Source organism: Roseovarius sp. 217, from assembly GCF_000152845.1.
GTDB lineage: Bacteria > Pseudomonadota > Alphaproteobacteria > Rhodobacterales > Rhodobacteraceae > Roseovarius.
This window is the reverse complement of sequence record NZ_CH902584.1, coordinates 1,818,964-1,835,421: the sequence shown is the minus strand read 5'-3', so window position 1 is coordinate 1,835,421 and position 16,458 is coordinate 1,818,964. Positions and strand designations below refer to the sequence as shown.

Annotated in this window: 20 protein-coding genes; 8 read left to right on the top strand and 12 right to left on the bottom strand. The window is 61.7% G+C overall.

The window, feature by feature from the left end:
- Window positions 1-84: 84 nt before the first annotated feature.
- The 9 genes from ROS217_RS08810 to ROS217_RS08770 form a co-directional block, all read right to left on the bottom strand.
- A complete protein-coding gene (locus tag ROS217_RS08810; RefSeq protein ID WP_009817369.1) occupies window positions 85-807 on the bottom strand; it encodes an ATP12 family chaperone protein in 723 nt (240 codons plus the stop codon).
- 4 nt (window positions 808-811) lie between these two features.
- Entirely contained in the window at window positions 812-1,486 is a 675-nt protein-coding gene (locus ROS217_RS08805; protein WP_009817368.1) for an HAD-IA family hydrolase, read from the bottom strand.
- On the bottom strand, window positions 1,483-2,526 hold the full coding sequence (locus ROS217_RS08800; protein WP_009817367.1) for an RluA family pseudouridine synthase: 1,044 nt from the start codon (window positions 2,524-2,526) through the stop codon (window positions 1,483-1,485). The genes ROS217_RS08805 and ROS217_RS08800 overlap by 4 nt, the downstream gene beginning before the upstream one ends.
- Window positions 2,523-2,900, bottom strand: a complete 378-nt coding sequence (gene crcB / locus ROS217_RS08795) for a fluoride efflux transporter CrcB (RefSeq protein WP_009817366.1) — start codon at window positions 2,898-2,900, stop codon at window positions 2,523-2,525. Before crcB ends, ROS217_RS08800 begins: the two co-directional genes overlap by 4 nt.
- 47 nt (window positions 2,901-2,947) lie before the next feature.
- The gene (modC, locus tag ROS217_RS08790) at window positions 2,948-4,045 is read right to left on the bottom strand and encodes a molybdenum ABC transporter ATP-binding protein (RefSeq protein ID WP_009817365.1); all 1,098 of its coding nucleotides are present in this window, start codon (window positions 4,043-4,045) and stop codon (window positions 2,948-2,950) included.
- Complete coding sequence (gene modB, locus ROS217_RS08785) at window positions 4,042-4,725, bottom strand: molybdate ABC transporter permease subunit (RefSeq protein WP_040651270.1); 684 nt, start codon at window positions 4,723-4,725, stop codon at window positions 4,042-4,044. The genes modC and modB overlap by 4 nt, the downstream gene beginning before the upstream one ends.
- Complete coding sequence (gene modA / locus ROS217_RS08780; protein ID WP_009817363.1) at window positions 4,712-5,512, bottom strand: molybdate ABC transporter substrate-binding protein; 801 nt, start codon at window positions 5,510-5,512, stop codon at window positions 4,712-4,714. The genes modB and modA overlap by 14 nt, the downstream gene beginning before the upstream one ends.
- A gap of 73 nt (window positions 5,513-5,585) precedes the next feature.
- A complete protein-coding gene (locus ROS217_RS08775; protein WP_009817362.1) occupies window positions 5,586-5,951 on the bottom strand; it encodes a winged helix-turn-helix domain-containing protein in 366 nt (121 codons plus the stop codon).
- 205 nt (window positions 5,952-6,156) lie between these two features.
- Window positions 6,157-6,486: an ArsR/SmtB family transcription factor gene (locus ROS217_RS08770; protein WP_009817361.1), complete on the bottom strand. Its 330-nt coding sequence runs from the start codon at window positions 6,484-6,486 to the stop codon at window positions 6,157-6,159.
- 31 nt (window positions 6,487-6,517) lie between these two features.
- Here ROS217_RS08770 and ROS217_RS08765 point away from each other — a divergent pair, with 31 nt between their 5' ends.
- A complete protein-coding gene (locus ROS217_RS08765; protein ID WP_040650467.1) occupies window positions 6,518-7,387 on the top strand; it encodes a PhzF family phenazine biosynthesis protein in 870 nt (289 codons plus the stop codon).
- Window positions 7,384-8,334 carry an ornithine cyclodeaminase family protein gene (locus ROS217_RS08760; protein ID WP_009817359.1) on the top strand — a complete coding sequence of 317 codons (951 nt, stop codon included), beginning with the start codon at window positions 7,384-7,386 and terminating at the stop codon, window positions 8,332-8,334. Before ROS217_RS08765 ends, ROS217_RS08760 begins: the two co-directional genes overlap by 4 nt.
- A gap of 269 nt (window positions 8,335-8,603) precedes the next feature.
- Here the strand turns inward: ROS217_RS08760 and ROS217_RS08755 are convergent, their stop codons facing one another.
- Window positions 8,604-9,092: a dual specificity protein phosphatase family protein gene (locus ROS217_RS08755; RefSeq protein WP_009817358.1), complete on the bottom strand. Its 489-nt coding sequence runs from the start codon at window positions 9,090-9,092 to the stop codon at window positions 8,604-8,606.
- Window positions 9,093-9,285: 193 nt separating this feature from the next.
- Here ROS217_RS08755 and ROS217_RS08750 point away from each other — a divergent pair, with 193 nt between their 5' ends.
- From ROS217_RS08750 to ROS217_RS08735, 4 genes are all read left to right on the top strand, one after another.
- Window positions 9,286-11,049, top strand: a complete 1,764-nt coding sequence (locus tag ROS217_RS08750; RefSeq protein ID WP_009817357.1) for a DNA polymerase III subunit gamma/tau — start codon at window positions 9,286-9,288, stop codon at window positions 11,047-11,049.
- Window positions 11,050-11,155: 106 nt separating this feature from the next.
- Entirely contained in the window at window positions 11,156-11,500 is a 345-nt protein-coding gene (locus tag ROS217_RS08745; protein ID WP_040651261.1) for a YbaB/EbfC family nucleoid-associated protein, read from the top strand.
- A gap of 73 nt (window positions 11,501-11,573) precedes the next feature.
- On the top strand, window positions 11,574-12,167 hold the full coding sequence (gene recR, locus ROS217_RS08740) for a recombination mediator RecR (RefSeq protein ID WP_040651259.1): 594 nt from the start codon (window positions 11,574-11,576) through the stop codon (window positions 12,165-12,167).
- A gap of 51 nt (window positions 12,168-12,218) precedes the next feature.
- Window positions 12,219-12,575, top strand: coding sequence for a DUF1294 domain-containing protein (locus tag ROS217_RS08735; protein WP_009817354.1), 357 nt, complete (start codon window positions 12,219-12,221; stop codon window positions 12,573-12,575).
- A gap of 115 nt (window positions 12,576-12,690) precedes the next feature.
- Here ROS217_RS08735 and ROS217_RS08730 read toward each other — a convergent pair whose 3' ends face one another.
- Window positions 12,691-13,464: a DUF1013 domain-containing protein gene (locus ROS217_RS08730; RefSeq protein WP_040650465.1), complete on the bottom strand. Its 774-nt coding sequence runs from the start codon at window positions 13,462-13,464 to the stop codon at window positions 12,691-12,693.
- A gap of 117 nt (window positions 13,465-13,581) precedes the next feature.
- On the opposite strand from ROS217_RS08730, the gene ROS217_RS08725 reads away from it, so the two are divergent.
- Together ROS217_RS08725 and ROS217_RS08720 are read left to right on the top strand one after the other, a co-directional pair.
- Window positions 13,582-14,238 (top strand): ribonuclease T2 family protein, encoded by a 657-nt coding sequence (locus ROS217_RS08725; protein ID WP_009817352.1) that lies wholly within the window; start codon window positions 13,582-13,584, stop codon window positions 14,236-14,238.
- 84 nt (window positions 14,239-14,322) lie between these two features.
- Complete coding sequence (locus tag ROS217_RS08720; protein WP_009817351.1) at window positions 14,323-15,195, top strand: DMT family transporter; 873 nt, start codon at window positions 14,323-14,325, stop codon at window positions 15,193-15,195.
- A 12-nt stretch (window positions 15,196-15,207) separates the two neighbouring features.
- Here the strand turns inward: ROS217_RS08720 and aroC are convergent, their stop codons facing one another.
- Window positions 15,208-16,311, bottom strand: coding sequence for a chorismate synthase (gene aroC, locus ROS217_RS08715; protein WP_040651257.1), 1,104 nt, complete (start codon window positions 16,309-16,311; stop codon window positions 15,208-15,210).
- Between the last annotated feature and the right edge of the window lie 147 nt (window positions 16,312-16,458).

The following is a 16,458-nucleotide window of genomic DNA, read 5'->3' as shown; positions in this document are numbered from 1 at the left end:
ACGAAACGTCAAGTCTTTGTTCACGAAACCCAATTGCAAACCGGTGCCAAACCAGCACTTGCCCTTGCGTCAGTCACGCAGGGATCAGATTGCCCGGTCCTTGCGCGAAAGATCATAGAACCTTTTGGCATGCAAGAAGTCAGATTGTTTCCGCGCCGCCATCTCTTCGGCCTCTTCGTCCTTACCCCATTGCTCCGCCTGCCAGGTTTCATCGACCCGAGACAGGTCCCAGAGCGCATCGGCCGGATATAAATCGTCCAGCGCGGCAAATCCGATCACAAGAGACCCGCTCATACTCACAAGATCGTGAAATGCCGTCAGGGCCCATGTATCAAGGGCCTCCACATGCGCTTTCAGGAGTGAAATCGCCTGAGCGTCCTGCGGCACATGCACCACGCCCACAACCGGAAGCAGCTTTACAGACAGGACCGATTCGGTCCAATCCAACAGCGGATCCCAGGCCTCTGCCTGTTTTTTGATCAGTTCCTCGGGACTCGCAGCGCGGTAACAGATCAGATCGCTGTCGCCATAGGCCGCCAGCATCTCGACCACCTCATCCCGTTGCGGCGCGACCTTGTCGAGCGCGGCATTGGCGGACCGGGTACAGGGCATCGTGTTGGGGTCGATCTTGCCGTCCTGCGCATCCCATTCCGCGGCAATCGCCTCTGCCAGTGCGCGCGTCGGCACGATCAGGGTGGCCTTGGCCGGGGTGCGCACCACGCGCCCATCCAATCGCACGCCAAACCCCGCGTCGTCCTCGACAACGCCCGCTTCTTTCCAGAACCGCTTGGCTTTCCATTCGCTCATCGTCTTACCCCCAGAGTCGATCCAACGCAGCGGGCAGCGCCCGGAAATCCGGCACAATCTCGCGCGCAGAGCGCAGCGCCTCGGGCCGGTGATAGCCCCAGGCCACCCCGATCCCGGCAATGCCCGCCGCCTGCGCCATATCCATGTCAAAGCTCGTATCGCCAATCATCACCGCGTTTTCCGGCGCAACCCCGGTTTCCGCCAGCGCCGCACGCAGCATCGAAGGATGCGGCTTGGACGGATGATGATCCGCCACCTGCCGCGTCACGAAATAGGACCGCAGATCATGCCCCTCCAAGAGCTTGTCCAATCCTCGCGCCGATTTGCCCGTCGCCACGCCAAGCAATGTCTCCGGCACGGCATGCAGCGCCTTCAGGGTCTCCAGCGCATGGGGATAGAGCGGCGAGGACTGTTCGACGCCGGTCTCCGCCCGCAGCCCCATGTAGGCTTCCTTGTACCAGCCCACGATGCGCCCCTGAACGTCGCCCGGCAGGGTCGGCGCCAGACGTGGAATCGCCACATCGAGCGACAGACCGACAATACCCAGAATCAAGTCCCGCTCCGGCGCAGGCTCTCCGGCGCGATCAAACGCCGCCCGCATCGCCGCCAGAATATCGCCTTGGCTATCGACCAGCGTGCCATCGACGTCAAAGATCACCAGACGCAAGGGTCGGCTCATGCCATATCCTCGAGCGGGTCCTCCGGTGCCTCGGACGGCACCCACTGAAACAGATCCCATGTCCGCTGCATATGCTCGGGCAACGGCGCGGTAATGTGCAAAATGGCCCGCGACACCGGATGCTCGATCTTGAGCGAGCGCGCGTGCAGATGCAGCTTGCGGCTCACATCACCGCCCAGTTGCGCGCCCCAGCCATCGCCAAGGTTCTCCTGCCCCGAACCGCCATATTTGCCATCGCCGACAACCGGATGCCCGATCTCGGCCATATGCGCCCTGAGCTGATGCGTTCGCCCGGTCACCGGGATTAGCGCCATCCAGGACGTGCGCGCCCCGGCCGCCTCGATTACCGCATAATCGGTGGTCGCGGGCTTGGCCCCCGGTGTGCTCTCCACTTCGCGCGGATGCACGCAGATCATCTTTTCGCCCTCGCCCTTGGCCCCATGCCCCGGCGCCTTGACCAGACCATAGCGCACCGTGCCCATGCGCGGCGTCGGCACACCCGCGACAGCCGCCCAATAGATCTTGCGCGTGTTGCGATGCCGGAACGCCGCCGTCAGCCCTTTGGCCGCCTCCCGCGTCCGCGCCAGCAACAACACCCCCGAGGTGTCCTTGTCCAACCGATGCACCAACCGTGGCTTTTCCTCCGCGCCAAAGCGCAGCGCCTCCGCCAGCCCATCGACATGCCGCGTCTGCTTGCTGCCGCCCTGAACAGGCAGGCCCGGCGGCTTGTTCAACGCAATCACATGATCGTCGCGGTAGATCACGCAGGATTGGATCATCTTGGCATCCGCCGGGCTGATCCGCGCCAGCGCCCCCGTTGGCCGCTCATCCGTATCCGGCAAGGGCGGTATTCGCACACTCTGCCCAACCTCAAGCCGCGTCGCGGGCTTCACCCGCCCGCCATCGACCCGCACTTCACCCTTGCGGCACATCTTCTCGATCTGCACTTGACCAACATGCGGAAACAGCCGCCGGATCCACCGATCCAGCCGTTGATCCCCGTCATCCGGCCCAACAACCCGTGTCTGAACACCGCTCATGCGAAAAACCCCCGCGTCAGCCAGACGCCCAAAATCAATGCCCCGATGGACAATACCACCGACAGCCCGACATAGCCCAGCGCCGCCATCGCCTGTCCCCGCTCCCAGAGCGTAAAGGCCTCGAGCGAGAACGCCGAGAACGTGGTGAACCCACCCAAAAGGCCGCTCATCACCAAGGGGCTCAGATGCCCCAGCCCACGCTGCGTCAAGACCACAACAGCCACTCCCATCAGGAACGAGCCAAGGATATTGACGCCCAGCACCGCCACCGGAAACCCAGGACCGACAAAGCGCAGCGCCGCAAGGCCCACGCCATAACGCAGACAAGAGCCGATCGCGCCCCCTACGGCCACTTGAATGAAACCTGTCATCATGCCCGCGTCTGTCGCGTGCGGCCATGCAATTGTCAAGCGCAGCGCAGTTAACCGCGCGGCAAGGCCTGCCGGTCGAACGCCGCCGCCTTGATCATCGCCACCAGCTTTTGCCCCGGCACGACCTCCAGATCGCGCAGCGCCGCCCGCGTCACCCTTGCGCGCAAATGTTGACCCCCGAGCGCGAGCAGAACCTCGGCATAGGCGGTTTCGGCCTCCACCTCGACCCGCAACACCTCGGCCTCTAGCATGTTGCGGATGCTGACCCCGGCGGGCCGCGCCAGCGCCAGCGCCACATCGCGCGCCCGCACCCGCAACCGCACGGCCTCTCCGACAGGCAAGCGGATTTCGGGCACCTCAAGCGCAAGACCACCGCCCAGATCAACCCGCGTCAGATGCATGTCGCTGTCCTGCGCCACCACATGTCCGGCCAGAACAGCACCCGCCTCGAACCGGCCCTGTACCCCAGCCAGATCGAGCCGCTCCAGCGTCTCGGCCACACCGCCCGCCGCCACCACACGCCCCGCCTCCAGCGCAACAATCCGATCCGCAAGTTGCGTGACTTCCTCAATCGCATGCGTCACATAGATCACCGGCACGCCGAACACCCCCGGCAGCCGCGCGATATAAGGCAGGATTTCCCCCTTGCGCCGCGTATCCAGCGCCGCCAGCGGTTCATCCATCAACAACAGCCGTGGTCGAGACAAGAGCGCCCGCCCCATCGCCACCCGCTGCCGCTCGCCCCCCGACAGCGTCGTCGCCCCGCGCCCGAACAACGGCCCAAGATCGAGCGCGTCAACCACATCGTCAAACCCATAACGCGCCGGCAAATCCGCCGCCCGCTTATCGGCATAGTCCAGATTGCCCCGCACCGAGAGATGCGGAAAGAGCCGCGTATCCTGAAACACATAGCCCACGCCGCGCCGATGCGGGGCCAACCCCCTCCGCCCGTTCAGCCAGACCTCATCGCCATAGGCCAGCCGCCCCCGCGCGCTGGTCTCGAACCCGGCAATCACCCGCAACAACGTGGACTTGCCACATCCCGACGGACCGAACAGCGCAGTTAGCCCCTGCCCCTCGAACCCATGCACCACCTCCAGCGCAAAGCCGGGGAAATCGACCCGGATATCGACACTGAGCGCCGTCATCGCACGCCCGCATGGATGGGAAAGCGTCGATTGAGCACATAAACCGCCAGCAGCACCACAAAGGAAAACACCAGCAAGATCGCCGCCAGCGTATGCGCGGCGGCATAATCAATCGTTTCGACATGCTCATAGATCTGGATCGAGACCACCCGCGTCTGCCCCGGAATATTGCCCCCCACCATCAGCACCACGCCGAACTCGCCCACCGTATGAGCAAAGGTCAGCACCACCGCTGTCAGATATCCGCGCAACGCCAGCGGCGACGCCACGCTGAAGAACGCATCGAGCGGCCCCGCCCGCAGGCTCGCCGCCGCCTCCAGCGGGCCGCGCCCCACCGCCTCAAAGGCCGATTGCAACGGCTGCACCATGAAAGGCAGCGAATAGAGCACCGAAGCGACCACCAATCCGACAAAGGAAAACGTCAGTGTCGTTCCCGTCACCTTCAGCCACAGACCGCCCAACGCCGCAGTCGGGCTGAACAGGACCAGCATGTAAAACCCCAAAACCGTCGGCGGCAGCACCAGAGGCAAGGCCGTCACCGCCTCGACCACCGGCTTGATCCGCGCCCGCGTCTGCGCCAGCCACCACGCCAGCGGCGTGCCCAGCAGCAGCAGCAGCAGCGTCGTCATCCCCGCCAGTTGCGCCGTAAGCCAGAGCGGCCCCAGATCAGGAGCCACCATCGCCGACCCCATATCCGTAGGCGGCGATGATCTGCGCCGCCGCATCGCTGCGCAAATAGTCCAGAAAGGCCCGCGCCGCCGCATTGTCACGCCCCGCAGCCAGCAGCACAGCATCCTGCCGGATCGGCGCATAGAACTGCTGCGGCACCTCCCAATAGCTGCCCTCCGCCGGCACTCCCGGCTGTTGCACCGCCGAAAAGGCGATAAGACCAAGCTCTGCCGCGCCACTCGCCACCATCGCATGAGTCTGCCCGATATTCTGCCCCATGACGATCTTGGGCTGCACCGCCTCCCAAAGCCCCATGCCGTCGAGCGCGTCTCGCGCGGCCTTGCCATAGGGGGCAAGCTCCGGATTGGCGATCGCCAGATGCCGCAGCCCGGACGCACGCAGCGCCTCTTGCCCGTCATCCCCGATCCGCCCCGGATCGGCACTCCACAACGCCAGCCGCCCCGACGCATAGGCAAAACTGCTGCCCTCGACCCCGAGCCCCTCGTCGATCAACCGCGCCGGAGTGCCCGCATCCGCTGATAACATCATGTCAAACGGCGCACCCGCAGCAATCTGCGCATAGAGCTTGCCGGTCGATCCCGTGGTCAGCACCACCTCATGCCCGGTTTCCAGTGTGAACTGCGCCGCCAAGCTCTCCGCCGCCCCGGCAAAATTCGCAGCAATCGCGGCCAACGCCTCCTCCGCAGAGACGCGCAGCGGCGCGAGGGCCAGAGTGGCGGCAAAAAACGCACGGCCCAGCGCACGGCCCAGCGCACGGCCTGACAATAGTCCGAACATGGCGGTCCCTTCCACTGACGATATGTTCACTGAAACATATCGCAGGCAAGCTGCGTTCTGACAAGCGTTATGTTCACTCAGATACATCCCTCAGCAGCGCCGCCAACCCCGCGACCTCCGCCGCCCCTGCCTCGTCGGCAACCGCCTCCAGCGCCCGATACCGCCGCAGGATCTCTTCGCCCATCTCGGTCAGCACCGCGCCACCGCCCCCCGGCCCGCCGCGCGTGCTCTCGACCACGGGGGCCGCGAACATCGCGTTCATCGTCTCGATCAGCATCCAGGCGCGCTTATAGCTCATTCCCATCTCGCGCCCCGCCGCCGCAATCGACCCGCAACGCCCGATCCGCTCCAACAGCTCCGCCTTGCCGGGGCCCACCATCCGCCCCTCGCCAAAGACAACACGCAGACGCAACTGAGGGGGATCGTTGGGATGGGTCATGCGGTGAGTGTCGCCTGTTCAAGTCCGGCCATATGTATCAAACGCACCAAGAGCCTAGCGGCCTTTCCCCCCTTTGTGAATCACAATGCGGACATGATCGGCAAAACCATGCACACTGCATCGCCGGACCTTCGCCGCACAGTCCACAAAGGACCGCAGAGCGGGACGGAGTTTCCTGTATCTCAGGTCGTATGGATGTCCGATTTCAATACATCTGGCTAACTTTTCCAAGCACTGCGTCGACCCGATCTGCGCGCAGCTTGTAGAATACCCAATTCTTGATCTTCTTGCTTTCGACCATGCCGGCCTCTTGCAGGATCTGCATGTGATTGGTCACGGTCGGTTGCTTCAAGCCGATTTTCTCGGTGATGAAGCCGACGCAAACCCCGTCTTTGACCAGATCACCATCGACTTGCGGCGGGAAGTGAGCCTTAGGGTCAGAGAGCCAATGCACGATGCGCAACCGGTTCTCGTGGGCCAAGGCGCGCAGTGTTTGGGCGGTTGACATGTACACATCTTCTGAATAGACAATCATCTATATAGCCTTTCCACTATTCAGGTGCCATATGCCACTTTCCAGAACACCCTTCAACTTCATCCACTGCGATGTTTTCGCCGACAGGCCCTATTCCGGCAATAGTCTGGCGGTTTTCACAGATTGTGCGGGGCTGAGCGGGCCACAAATGCTGACCATAGCCCAGGAAATGCGGCACTTTGAGTCGATCTTCCTGAGCGAGGACAACGGTCACATCTGCGCGCGGGTTTTCGACCTCTTCGAGGAGTTGCCCTTTGCGGGTCATCCGATCATCGGCGCGGCTTGTAGCTTGCACAAAGAATCGGGCACCGGGGACAGCCGAGAATGGAGCATCGGCCTGCAAGGCGGGAGGGAGGTCACTGTCTCGACGCAGCATCGGGATGGACGCTACTTCGGCACGCTGGATCAAGGCAGGCCGGAGATGATCGGCACGGTTGACACGCAGGAACGGCAGGGCATTGCCAGGGCCTTTAATCTGGACCAACTGGCGGACTTTCCGCTGGAGGTCATCTCCACCGGCCTGGAATACCTCGTCGTCCCCGTCGCCGGTGGGTTGAAGGACGCGCGGATCACTGTTCCAGATCTGGAGCGGACTCTGCATCGTCTCGGCGCGGAGTTTGCCTATCTGGTCGACGTAAACACCCTTGAAGGACGGCATTGGAACAACGACGGGATCATGGAGGATGTCGCGACCGGCAGCGCCGCAGGCGTTGTCGGGGCCTATGCATTGAAGCATGGTCTGGCGGAACCGGGCCGCAGCTTTTCCCTGAAACAGGGCCACTTCATGGGCCGGCCGAGCGAGATTATCGTAACGTCTTTCGGCACGCCAGACGATATCGCAAGGGTCACCGTCGCAGGGGAAGTCGCCCATGTCGGCCGAGGCGAAGTGATTGCGCCATGATCCCGGTTATCGGCCCGGATGCCATTCGCCCGCATTTGAGCATCACGCGGTTGATCCCTGCTGCGGAGCAGGCGTTCCGAGCGATCTCGGACGGTAGCGCGCAGGCGCTGGCCCATGTTCTGCATCCCAACGCGCTGGCCGATATTCATGTGAAATCGGCGACACTCCACGGTTGTCCAATCTTTACGGTCAAGATGGCGGGGTGGTCGCAAGTGCTGGCGGATCGGGGCGAACCGGCATCCAGCGGCATGATTGCGGTCTTTGACAGCGAAACCTGCAAGCCGCTGGCCATCCTGCAAGACGATCATCTGATCTCGGACTACCGGACCGCAGCGGCGGGGGCGCTGGTGGCCAGGCTGTTGGTGCCGCAGGAAGCCCGTTCTGCCTTGATCGTCGGGACCGGGACACAGGCTCGGTTGCAGGCTGAGGCCTTGCTTGCGGTGCGCGCCATCGAGACCCTGTACATCTGGGGGCGGGACCCGACCAAAGCCGGTGAGCTGTGCCGCGCGTTGGGCGCAGGCCTCACCGGGGTGGCCGTGCGAATCGCCGACGACCTGCCAGCGGCTGTTGCCCAGGCCGATGTGATCGTGACCGCGACCGGCGCAAAAGACCCCTTGATACAGGCCGGGTGGCTCAGGGCGGGTCAGCACCTCACCTCGGTCGGATCAGATGACATGACCAAATGCGAGATTGATCCGGCACTCCTCCAAGACGCGGAGGTTTTTGTCGATGCCAAGGTTTCGGCACTCAAATACGGGGCGCCAGCCCGTGCCATCGCGGCAAATTTGTTGCCCGAAGAAGCGCTGACGGAAATCGGATCTGTCCTGACCCGGGAAAGCGGGAACAGGCAGGCGACAACAGTGGCCTGCCTCTCGGGACTGGGCGTGCAGGATCTGACTACCGTGAATGCTTTTTGGGAAGAGCTTGCGTCAGCCGCAATCGGATAACTGCCGTTCAGTTGGCGTGCAGAATTTTGCGAAATGGTCTCGTTCCCGGCTTTCGCCGCATCCTGCGCGAAGGTCGGATCTACCAATTTAGGTCAGGTGATGACGTGAAGCTCAAAGTTATCTGACGTTCGACATCAACCCTATTGGTCGGCTTGCCGTGATGGCCATCGCACGCGCTGTGATTTCAATTCGCGGGCACTTGCTCCGGCGTGTAGGTTTTGGACCTTACAAAATCACCTTACAAACCTTACGGATCTTACAGACCCAAATCAGGCCCGTCCCCGCCGCGCCCAATTGAGCTGCGCATCGGTCTCAATCGCGCAGGGTCGAATATTTCTCAACCGCTCCAGTGCCTTATCAGCCCCCTCCCCGCTCTCGATCATCAACCGCAACGCCACCATACCCGACCGACCACAGCCGCCCCGGCAATGAACCAACACCCTTCCCCCCCCCGAAAGCGCCCCCCTGACGGCCTCACTGGCCTTATTCCATGCTTCAATTTGGTCATAGCTTGGGGTCCCGAAATCGGGAATTGGATAAGAGATCCAGCGCGTCCCAGACTCCTGAACATCTGCGGCTAGCCCCCCGGCCCCAACGGCCACCATCTCGGCCTCGGTGGTCAAGGAAATCACCAGCGCGGGCTTCCAGTCGCAGATATGCGCCAGATCGCCCGGATAGTCTCCACTCGCCCCCGGAAGGGGCGAAAGGGCCAATGTCCCCCCCCCGACACGCAGGGCGTATATGATAAAATCACTCATTATTTCAATACCTTGAGCGCCATTCAAACTGGCGGGACCATCAGGCGCTCGACGCTCTCACCTCGACAATCCACGTCATGTCCTCCCTCATCCTTCCCTCAGCTTTGGCATATCCTATCAAAAAAGCAAGGTGGACGCCCTCCCTCCCCCGCCTTACGTTGTGTAATCATCCGAATCCCGCAAAGGCTCTTTCATGTCCGACACCCCCACCCCCGGCTATCAGGTTCTCGCCCGCAAATATCGGCCCGAGACCTTTGCCGATTTGGTGGGTCAGGACGCCATGGTCCGCACCCTCAAGAACGCCTTTCAGGCCGACCGCATCGCGCAAGCCTTTATCATGACCGGCATTCGCGGCACCGGAAAAACCACAACCGCACGCATTATTGCCAAGGGCATGAACTGCATCGGGCCTGACGGAATGGGCACCCCCACGACCGAGCCCTGTGGCGTCTGTGAACATTGCCGCGCCATTATGGAGGGTCGCCACGTCGATGTGATGGAGATGGACGCCGCCTCGCGCACCGGCGTAGGCGATATCCGCGAAATCATCGAAAGCGTGAATTATCGCGCAGCATCAGCACGTTACAAGATCTATATCATCGACGAGGTGCATATGCTCTCGGTCAATGCGTTCAACGCATTGCTCAAGACGCTGGAAGAGCCGCCCGCGCATGTGAAATTCATCTTCGCCACAACCGAGATCCGCAAGGTGCCGGTGACGGTACTGTCGCGCTGCCAACGCTTCGATCTGCGCCGCATCGAGCCTGAGGTGATGATCGCCCTCCTGCGCCGCATCGCAGACAAAGAGAGCGCACAGATTTCAGACGACGCGCTCGCGCTCATCACCCGCGCGGCGGAAGGCTCAGCGCGGGATGCAACGTCGCTGCTGGATCAGGCGATTTCGCATGGCGCAGGCGAGACGACGGCGGATCAGGTCCGGGCAATGTTAGGGCTGGCGGACCGTGGCCGGGTGCTCGATCTTTTTGACATGATCCTGCGGGGCGATGCAGCAGGCGCGCTCTCGGAACTCAGCGCGCAATATGCCGAAGGCGCTGATCCCCTCGCCGTGCTGCGCGATCTGGCCGAGATAACCCATTGGATTTCTGTTGTAAAAATCACGCCTGACGCGGCCGATGATCCCACCATCGGCCCAGACGAGCGCGCGCGTGGGCTGGAAATGGCCACGGCCTTGCCGATGCGTGTGCTCACCCGCATGTGGCAAATGCTGCTCAAGGCGCTGGATGAAGTGGCACAATCACCCAATGCTATGATGGCCGCCGAAATGGCGGTGATCCGCCTCACGCATGTGGCCGACCTGCCCACGCCCGAGGATCTGGTGCGGCGTCTGCAAGACGCGCCACCAACCGGTCCGGGCGGCGGAGGCATGCGCACGCAACCGTCACCAAACCAGACCACAGCTGCGCAAAGCGTGACTTACACCCAGACCCATTCCGGCCCCTCCGGTCCCGTCGCCCATGGCAGTGCGTCCCCGATGCTGGCGCAAGACCCGGAAGAGGCACTTGCCCGCTATCCGACGTTTGAGCATATGCTGGAGCTCATTCGCACCAACCGCGACGTGAAACTCTTACTCGAAGTCGAGGGGAGTTTGCGCCTCGCCAATTACCGCCCCGGTCGGATCGAATTCACGCCTACGCCGGACGCGCCCGGCGATCTTGCTCAACGGCTGGGCAGCGCTCTGCAACGCTGGACCGGTAATCGCTGGGCGGTAACCGTTGTCAATTCCGCCACCGCCCCCACAATCCTCGAGGCGCGCAATGCCGCTGAGGATGCACTTGAGGCCGAAGCCCAACAGCACCCACTTGTGCAAGCCGTCTTTGCCGCCTTCCCCAAGGCCAAAATCGCCCGCGTCAAGACCGTGCAGGACATCGCAAACCATGCCGAAGCCGAGGCGCTCCCTGAGGTTGAGGATGAATGGGATCCGTTTGAAGAGGACTGAAAGCACCGCCTCTTGCCAGTCGCCTTTTGACAACAGATATGCTTAAAGGCGGAAAATCCATTCGATGGCTCTAGATCAATGGGCCAGAACCAAAGGAGATCACAGCATGTTCAAGGGTTTGGGCCAAATGGGCGATATGGCCAAGATGATGAAGGCCGCGCAGGAAATGCAAAAGAAGATGGCCGCGCTGCAAGACGAAATGCACACGATCATGGTGACGGGCGAATCCGGCGCAGGTCTGGTCAAGGCGACCTGCACGGCCAAGGGCGAGCTCAAGGCGCTCGACATCGACCCGTCGATCTTCAACTCCGATGACAAAGAGGTTGTCGAGGATCTGATCCTTGCCGCGATCAAGGATGCGCAAGCCAAGGCATCGGCCCGCGCCCAAGAGGAAATGGGCAAGATCACCGAAGGCATGGGCCTGCCCAAGGACATGAAACTGCCCTTCTAGGCTACACCGTCCATCTTGCTGAAAATACGCACGAAATCAGCACCAACGCATGTTCCCTGATCGGACCCCGAGATTGAGCAGCACCCGCGAAATCGACGCTCTCATTGACATGATGGCCCGCCTGCCCGGACTCGGTCCGCGCTCGGCCCGGCGGGCAGTGCTGCATATGATCCGCAAACGCGCGCTGCTGCTCGCTCCTCTCGCGCGCCTGATGCAGATCGTAGCGGATACGGCCCGCGAATGTGCCACCTGCGGAAATATCGGCACCACCGAGATCTGCGACATCTGCGCCAGTGCAAAACGTGCCAATGGCCAAATCTGCGTCGTCGAAGATGTGGCCGATCTCTGGGCGATGGAACGCGGCCAGGCTTTCAAGGGGCGGTATCACGTGCTGGGCGGCACACTCTCGGCGCTGGATCAGGTCGGACCCGAGGTATTGCGCATTCCTGACCTGGTTGCGCGTGTCGAGTCAGAGGCGATCACCGAGGTTATTCTTGCGCTCAACGCCACTGTCGATGGTCAAACCACCGCGCATTACATCGCCGATCAACTGGATGGCAAAGTTACGCTCACGTCGCTTGCGCAGGGTGTTCCCATTGGCGGCGAGTTAGACTATCTGGACGACGGCACAATCAGCGCGGCCCTCTCGGCACGCAAGCGTCTGTGACACGCGTCCTTTTTTTCCAGCTCTACGTTCAATGGATACACAGTTCTTCTCATGGCCCCGCTTACCCTCGCTCTTATCTACCTCGCGGCGCTGAATCTGCTGACCTTGGGGCTGTTCTGGTGGGACAAACTCTGCGCCATCGAGCGACGTTGGCGCGTGCCTGAAAGCACGCTCTTGACGCTCAGTCTGATCGGAGGCTCACTCGGGGCCAAGACAGGTCAGGGCATATTCCGTCACAAGACGCGAAAAGAACCATTTCGCACCTCGCTCAACGCCATTGCGGTCCTACATATCGGCTTTCTCGCGGCCCTCGTATTGCCGGAATTTCGCGCCTCTGTCATGGAGCTGTTGACGCAAACCGCCGGATATGTGCTCGGCCTCGCCTACACTTGGGTCGTTTCGGCCTGAAACTTTGCCACGCAGGTCTCGACGGCAGTGCAGGCGCATCCCAACCCGTAACACGACATGAAAAAGGCCCAAGAGTACATCCTGGGCCTTTTCGAACAGGGCGCGTCTGAGACGATTACCGGCGGCGTGAGCCGGTATCCTCATCCTCATCCTCGTCGTCATCATCATCCGAGGCTGGAAGATTAAAGAAGCTCTCAGCGTCGTATTTCTTTTCACGTTCTTCCGGGTGGTAGTCCTGCCCCAGAGTAAAGCTCTCCAACCCTTCGAGGGCTGTGGGGATACGCGGCTCGGCATCGCCACCAAGGCTCTGCTCGGTGCTCAGCAACTTGCGACGTTCATCATCGGTCAGCGCTGCACCTTCCTTGGCCTTTTTGGCGGCGGCTTTTTGCACGGCAGCATCCAGTTCGGATTGCTTGCACAGGCCAAGCGCCACCGGGTCGATGGGTTGGATATTGCCGATATTCCAATGGGTGCGCTCGCGAATCGCCTGAATGGTCGGTTTCGTTGTGCCCACAAGGCGCGAAATCTGACTATCGGCCAATTCTGGATGGAACTTGACCAGCCAAAGGATCGAGGCCGGGCGATCTTGACGCTTGCTGAGCGGCGTATAGCGCGGACCACGCCGGGTCTCTTCCCCCTGAGCAGCGGCGTTGAACTTCAGCTTGAGCTTGTGCAACGGATTGGACTGCGCGCAGTCAATCTCGTCCTGCGTCAGCTGGTTATTCGCAATTGGATCAAACCCCTTGACGCCTGTGGCCACATCGCCATCGGCAATCCCCTGCACTTCCAATTCATGCATGCCACAAAAATCGGCAATCTGCTTGAAACTGATCGTCGTATTGTCCACCAGCCAGACGGCAGTGGCCTTGGCCATGATCGGCATAGACATCTCTCAGGTCTCCTTTACCCAAAACTTCCCCGTCGCCTGAAAGGGCGGTTCCGGCGGGCCGGAACGGGTTTCCATTGTAGGGGAACTTGGCGGCCTTATACTTGCCCTGCAAATAAAATGAAAGACCAAAGAATGCGCGCCCTTTTGCCTCTGTTTCTCTACTTGTGTCTTCTCCCTGCCTCTGCCGCCGCGCAATCAAACAGCTCAGGCGTTTTCGACTATTACGTCCTCAGCCTGAGCTGGTCGCCCACTTGGTGCGCGCTCGAAGGCGACGCACGCGGCGCCGCTCAATGCGCGGACGCGGCCGATACCGGCTGGGTATTGCACGGCCTCTGGCCGCAATATCATCGGGGTTGGCCAGAACATTGCCAGAGCCCACATGCCCCACCCACCCGCACGATGACCCGCGCAATGGAGGATGTGATGGGAAATGCGGGCCTCGCTTGGTATCAGTGGAAAAAACACGGCTCTTGCTCCGGGCTGGCCCCCGCTGACTACTTCGCCCTATCGCGCGAGGCCTATAGTCGGCTCTCGCGGCCAGAGGTGTTTCGCAATCTCTCCAAACCGGTGAAACTACCCGCCAAAGTGGTCGAAGAGGCGTTTCTCAAGGCCAATCCCGGCCTTGAGCCTGACATGCTGACAATCACCTGTCGCGCAGGACGCATCCAAGAGGCGCGCCTCTGCCTCTCGCGGGATTTGACCCCGGTGCCCTGCGGCGTCGATGTGGTGCGCGATTGCGCGCTGCAGGATGCGCTCTTTGATCCGATCCGCTGATCTCTCCGCATGCCCCCTTGAACCCCACTGGTAATTCCTGAATGGTCGCGCCAAACGCGCGCAGAAATCAGGGCAGGCAAACACATGGATATCCGGGCAATCCTCATGGGGCTGGGCTTTGCGCTCATGTGGTCCTCGGCTTTCACCTCGGCGCGGATCATTGTCTCTGCCGCGCCGCCGCTCACCGCGCTTGGCCTTCGGTTCCTGATCTCGGGCCTGATCGGCATAGCCATTGCCCTGTTACTGGGGCAAACGTGGCGTCTGACACGGGCGCAATGGCGCGCCACGATCATTTTCGGAATCTGTCAGAATGCGCTCTATCTCGGCCTGAATTTTGTCGCCATGCAGACGATCGAGGCCTCGCTTGCCGCGATCATAGCCTCGACCGTGCCGCTTTTGGTCGGGCTGATCAGCTGGGCATTCCTTGGTGAGCGGCTTGGCAAGATCGGGATCTTCGGGCTTGTTGCCGGACTTGCCGGGGTGGTGATCATCATGGGCGCACGGCTTCAGGGGGGGATGGACTTTTACGGTGTCGGCCTCTGCGTGATTGCGGTTTTTGCACTGGCCTTTGCCACCCTATCCGTGCGCGGTGCGGCCTCGGGTGGGAATTTCCTGATGGTTGTCGGGCTTCAGATGATCGTCGGGGCGGTTCTGGTGGGCACGGTTGGCCTTGCGACCGAGCCTTTCGTGGTCGAGTGGAGTGCGCGGCTTATTCTGGCCTTCCTCTACACCACGCTGATCCCCGGCCTCGCCGCCACGCTGGTCTGGTTTCTCTTGGTCGAGCGGATCGGCGCCACCCGCGCCGCAACCTTTCACTTTCTCAACCCATTCTTTGGCGTCGCCATCGCCGCGATGCTGCTCAATGAGGCGCTGCGACTTGGCGATCTGATCGGCGTCTTGGTGATCATGGGCGGTATTCTGGCGGTGCAACTGTCACGGCAAAAGCGCCTGCCATAGACTGAGATCAATTTATCCAATCTTGCCGCGCGGCCCATCCCCCACTTGCCCACGATGCAAAAGCAGGTGATCGAGGATCACGCAGGCCATCATCGCCTCGCCCACCGGCACCGCGCGGATACCGACGCAAGGATCATGTCGCCCCTTGGTCACAACCTCGATGGGCTGGCCATCCACAGTGATCGACTGGCGCGGGGTCAGGATTGATGATGTCGGTTTGACTGCAAACCGCACAATGATTTCCTGACCTGTCGAAATCCCGCCAAGGATACCGCCCGCATGGTTCGAGGCGAATTCCGGGCCGTTCTCGCCCATGAAAATCTCATCGGCATTGGCACTACCCGTGAGGCGCGCGGCGGCCATGCCTTCACCAATCTCGACGCCTTTGACGGCATTGATTGACATCATCGCGGCGGCCAAATCCGTATCCAGCTTGCCATAGATCGGCGCGCCAAGCCCCGCAGGCACGCCGCGCGCGACAACTTCGATCACCGCGCCAACCGAATCGTGTTTCTTGCGCAGCGCTTGCAGATAGTCTTCCCACGCAGGCGCCGCCGCCGCATCGGGCAGCCAGAAATCATTGCCGTCAATCGCGTCCCAATCGAACCGCGCGCGGTCCAACTCCATCTCGCCCATGGCGACCATATAGCCCTTGATCTCGATCCCCGGCACCAAGGCCGCAAGCGCAGCCCGCGCCACACCGCCCGCTGCCACCCGCGCCGCTGTTTCGCGCGCCGAAGACCGCCCGCCACCGCGCGGATCACGCAGACCATATTTGAGGTGATAGGTGATATCGGCATGACCGGGGCGGAACGTCTTGGCAATCTCGCCATAATCACGCGAGCGTTGATCAGTGTTCTCGATCATCAACTGGATCGGCGTGCCCGTGCTCTGGCCCTCGTAGACGCCTGAGAGGATGCGCACCGCATCGGGCTCGTTGCGCTGCGTCATGTTCTTGTTCTGGCCCGGACGGCGCTTGTCCAGCCAGAGCTGCAACATTGCCTCATCCAGCGCCACGCCCGGCGGGCAACCATCGACCGTAGCACCCAAGGCAGGGCCGTGACTTTCGCCCCAAGTGGTGAAACGAAACAGATGACCAAATGTGTTGAGGCTCATGCGCAAGGCTCCTTTGTCGTTCATCTAGCCTCGGCTTGTCCGCGCCTCAAGCCATTTTGGCGGGCATTTGTCGCAAACAGGCGATCCATGGGATCGAATCGCGATAGTCTCTTGCTCGGGATGGGCTGGCGGAGCGGTATAAACCGA

Excerpts from the sequence above, each read along its gene's own strand:
- ROS217_RS08810 (WP_009817369.1), bottom strand. The coding sequence starts at position 807 with ATGAGCGAATGGAAAGCCAAGCGGTTCTGGAAAGAAGCGGGCGTTGTC.
- ROS217_RS08805 (WP_009817368.1), bottom strand. The coding sequence starts at position 1,486 with ATGAGCCGACCCTTGCGTCTGGTGATCTTTGACGTCGATGGCACGCTG.
- ROS217_RS08800 (WP_009817367.1), bottom strand. The coding sequence starts at position 2,526 with ATGAGCGGTGTTCAGACACGGGTTGTTGGGCCGGATGACGGGGATCAA.
- crcB (WP_009817366.1), bottom strand. The coding sequence starts at position 2,900 with ATGATGACAGGTTTCATTCAAGTGGCCGTAGGGGGCGCGATCGGCTCT.
- modC (WP_009817365.1), bottom strand. The coding sequence starts at position 4,045 with ATGACGGCGCTCAGTGTCGATATCCGGGTCGATTTCCCCGGCTTTGCG.
- modB (WP_040651270.1), bottom strand. The coding sequence starts at position 4,725 with ATGGTGGCTCCTGATCTGGGGCCGCTCTGGCTTACGGCGCAACTGGCG.
- modA (WP_009817363.1), bottom strand. The coding sequence starts at position 5,512 with ATGTTCGGACTATTGTCAGGCCGTGCGCTGGGCCGTGCGCTGGGCCGT.
- ROS217_RS08775 (WP_009817362.1), bottom strand. The coding sequence starts at position 5,951 with ATGACCCATCCCAACGATCCCCCTCAGTTGCGTCTGCGTGTTGTCTTT.
- ROS217_RS08770 (WP_009817361.1), bottom strand. The coding sequence starts at position 6,486 with ATGATTGTCTATTCAGAAGATGTGTACATGTCAACCGCCCAAACACTG.
- ROS217_RS08765 (WP_040650467.1), top strand. The coding sequence starts at position 6,518 with ATGCCACTTTCCAGAACACCCTTCAACTTCATCCACTGCGATGTTTTC.
- ROS217_RS08760 (WP_009817359.1), top strand. The coding sequence starts at position 7,384 with ATGATCCCGGTTATCGGCCCGGATGCCATTCGCCCGCATTTGAGCATC.
- ROS217_RS08755 (WP_009817358.1), bottom strand. The coding sequence starts at position 9,092 with ATGAGTGATTTTATCATATACGCCCTGCGTGTCGGGGGGGGGACATTG.
- ROS217_RS08750 (WP_009817357.1), top strand. The coding sequence starts at position 9,286 with ATGTCCGACACCCCCACCCCCGGCTATCAGGTTCTCGCCCGCAAATAT.
- ROS217_RS08745 (WP_040651261.1), top strand. The coding sequence starts at position 11,156 with ATGTTCAAGGGTTTGGGCCAAATGGGCGATATGGCCAAGATGATGAAG.
- ROS217_RS08735 (WP_009817354.1), top strand. The coding sequence starts at position 12,219 with ATGGCCCCGCTTACCCTCGCTCTTATCTACCTCGCGGCGCTGAATCTG.
- ROS217_RS08730 (WP_040650465.1), bottom strand. The coding sequence starts at position 13,464 with ATGTCTATGCCGATCATGGCCAAGGCCACTGCCGTCTGGCTGGTGGAC.
- ROS217_RS08725 (WP_009817352.1), top strand. The coding sequence starts at position 13,582 with ATGAAAGACCAAAGAATGCGCGCCCTTTTGCCTCTGTTTCTCTACTTG.
- ROS217_RS08720 (WP_009817351.1), top strand. The coding sequence starts at position 14,323 with ATGGATATCCGGGCAATCCTCATGGGGCTGGGCTTTGCGCTCATGTGG.
- aroC (WP_040651257.1), bottom strand. The coding sequence starts at position 16,311 with ATGAGCCTCAACACATTTGGTCATCTGTTTCGTTTCACCACTTGGGGC.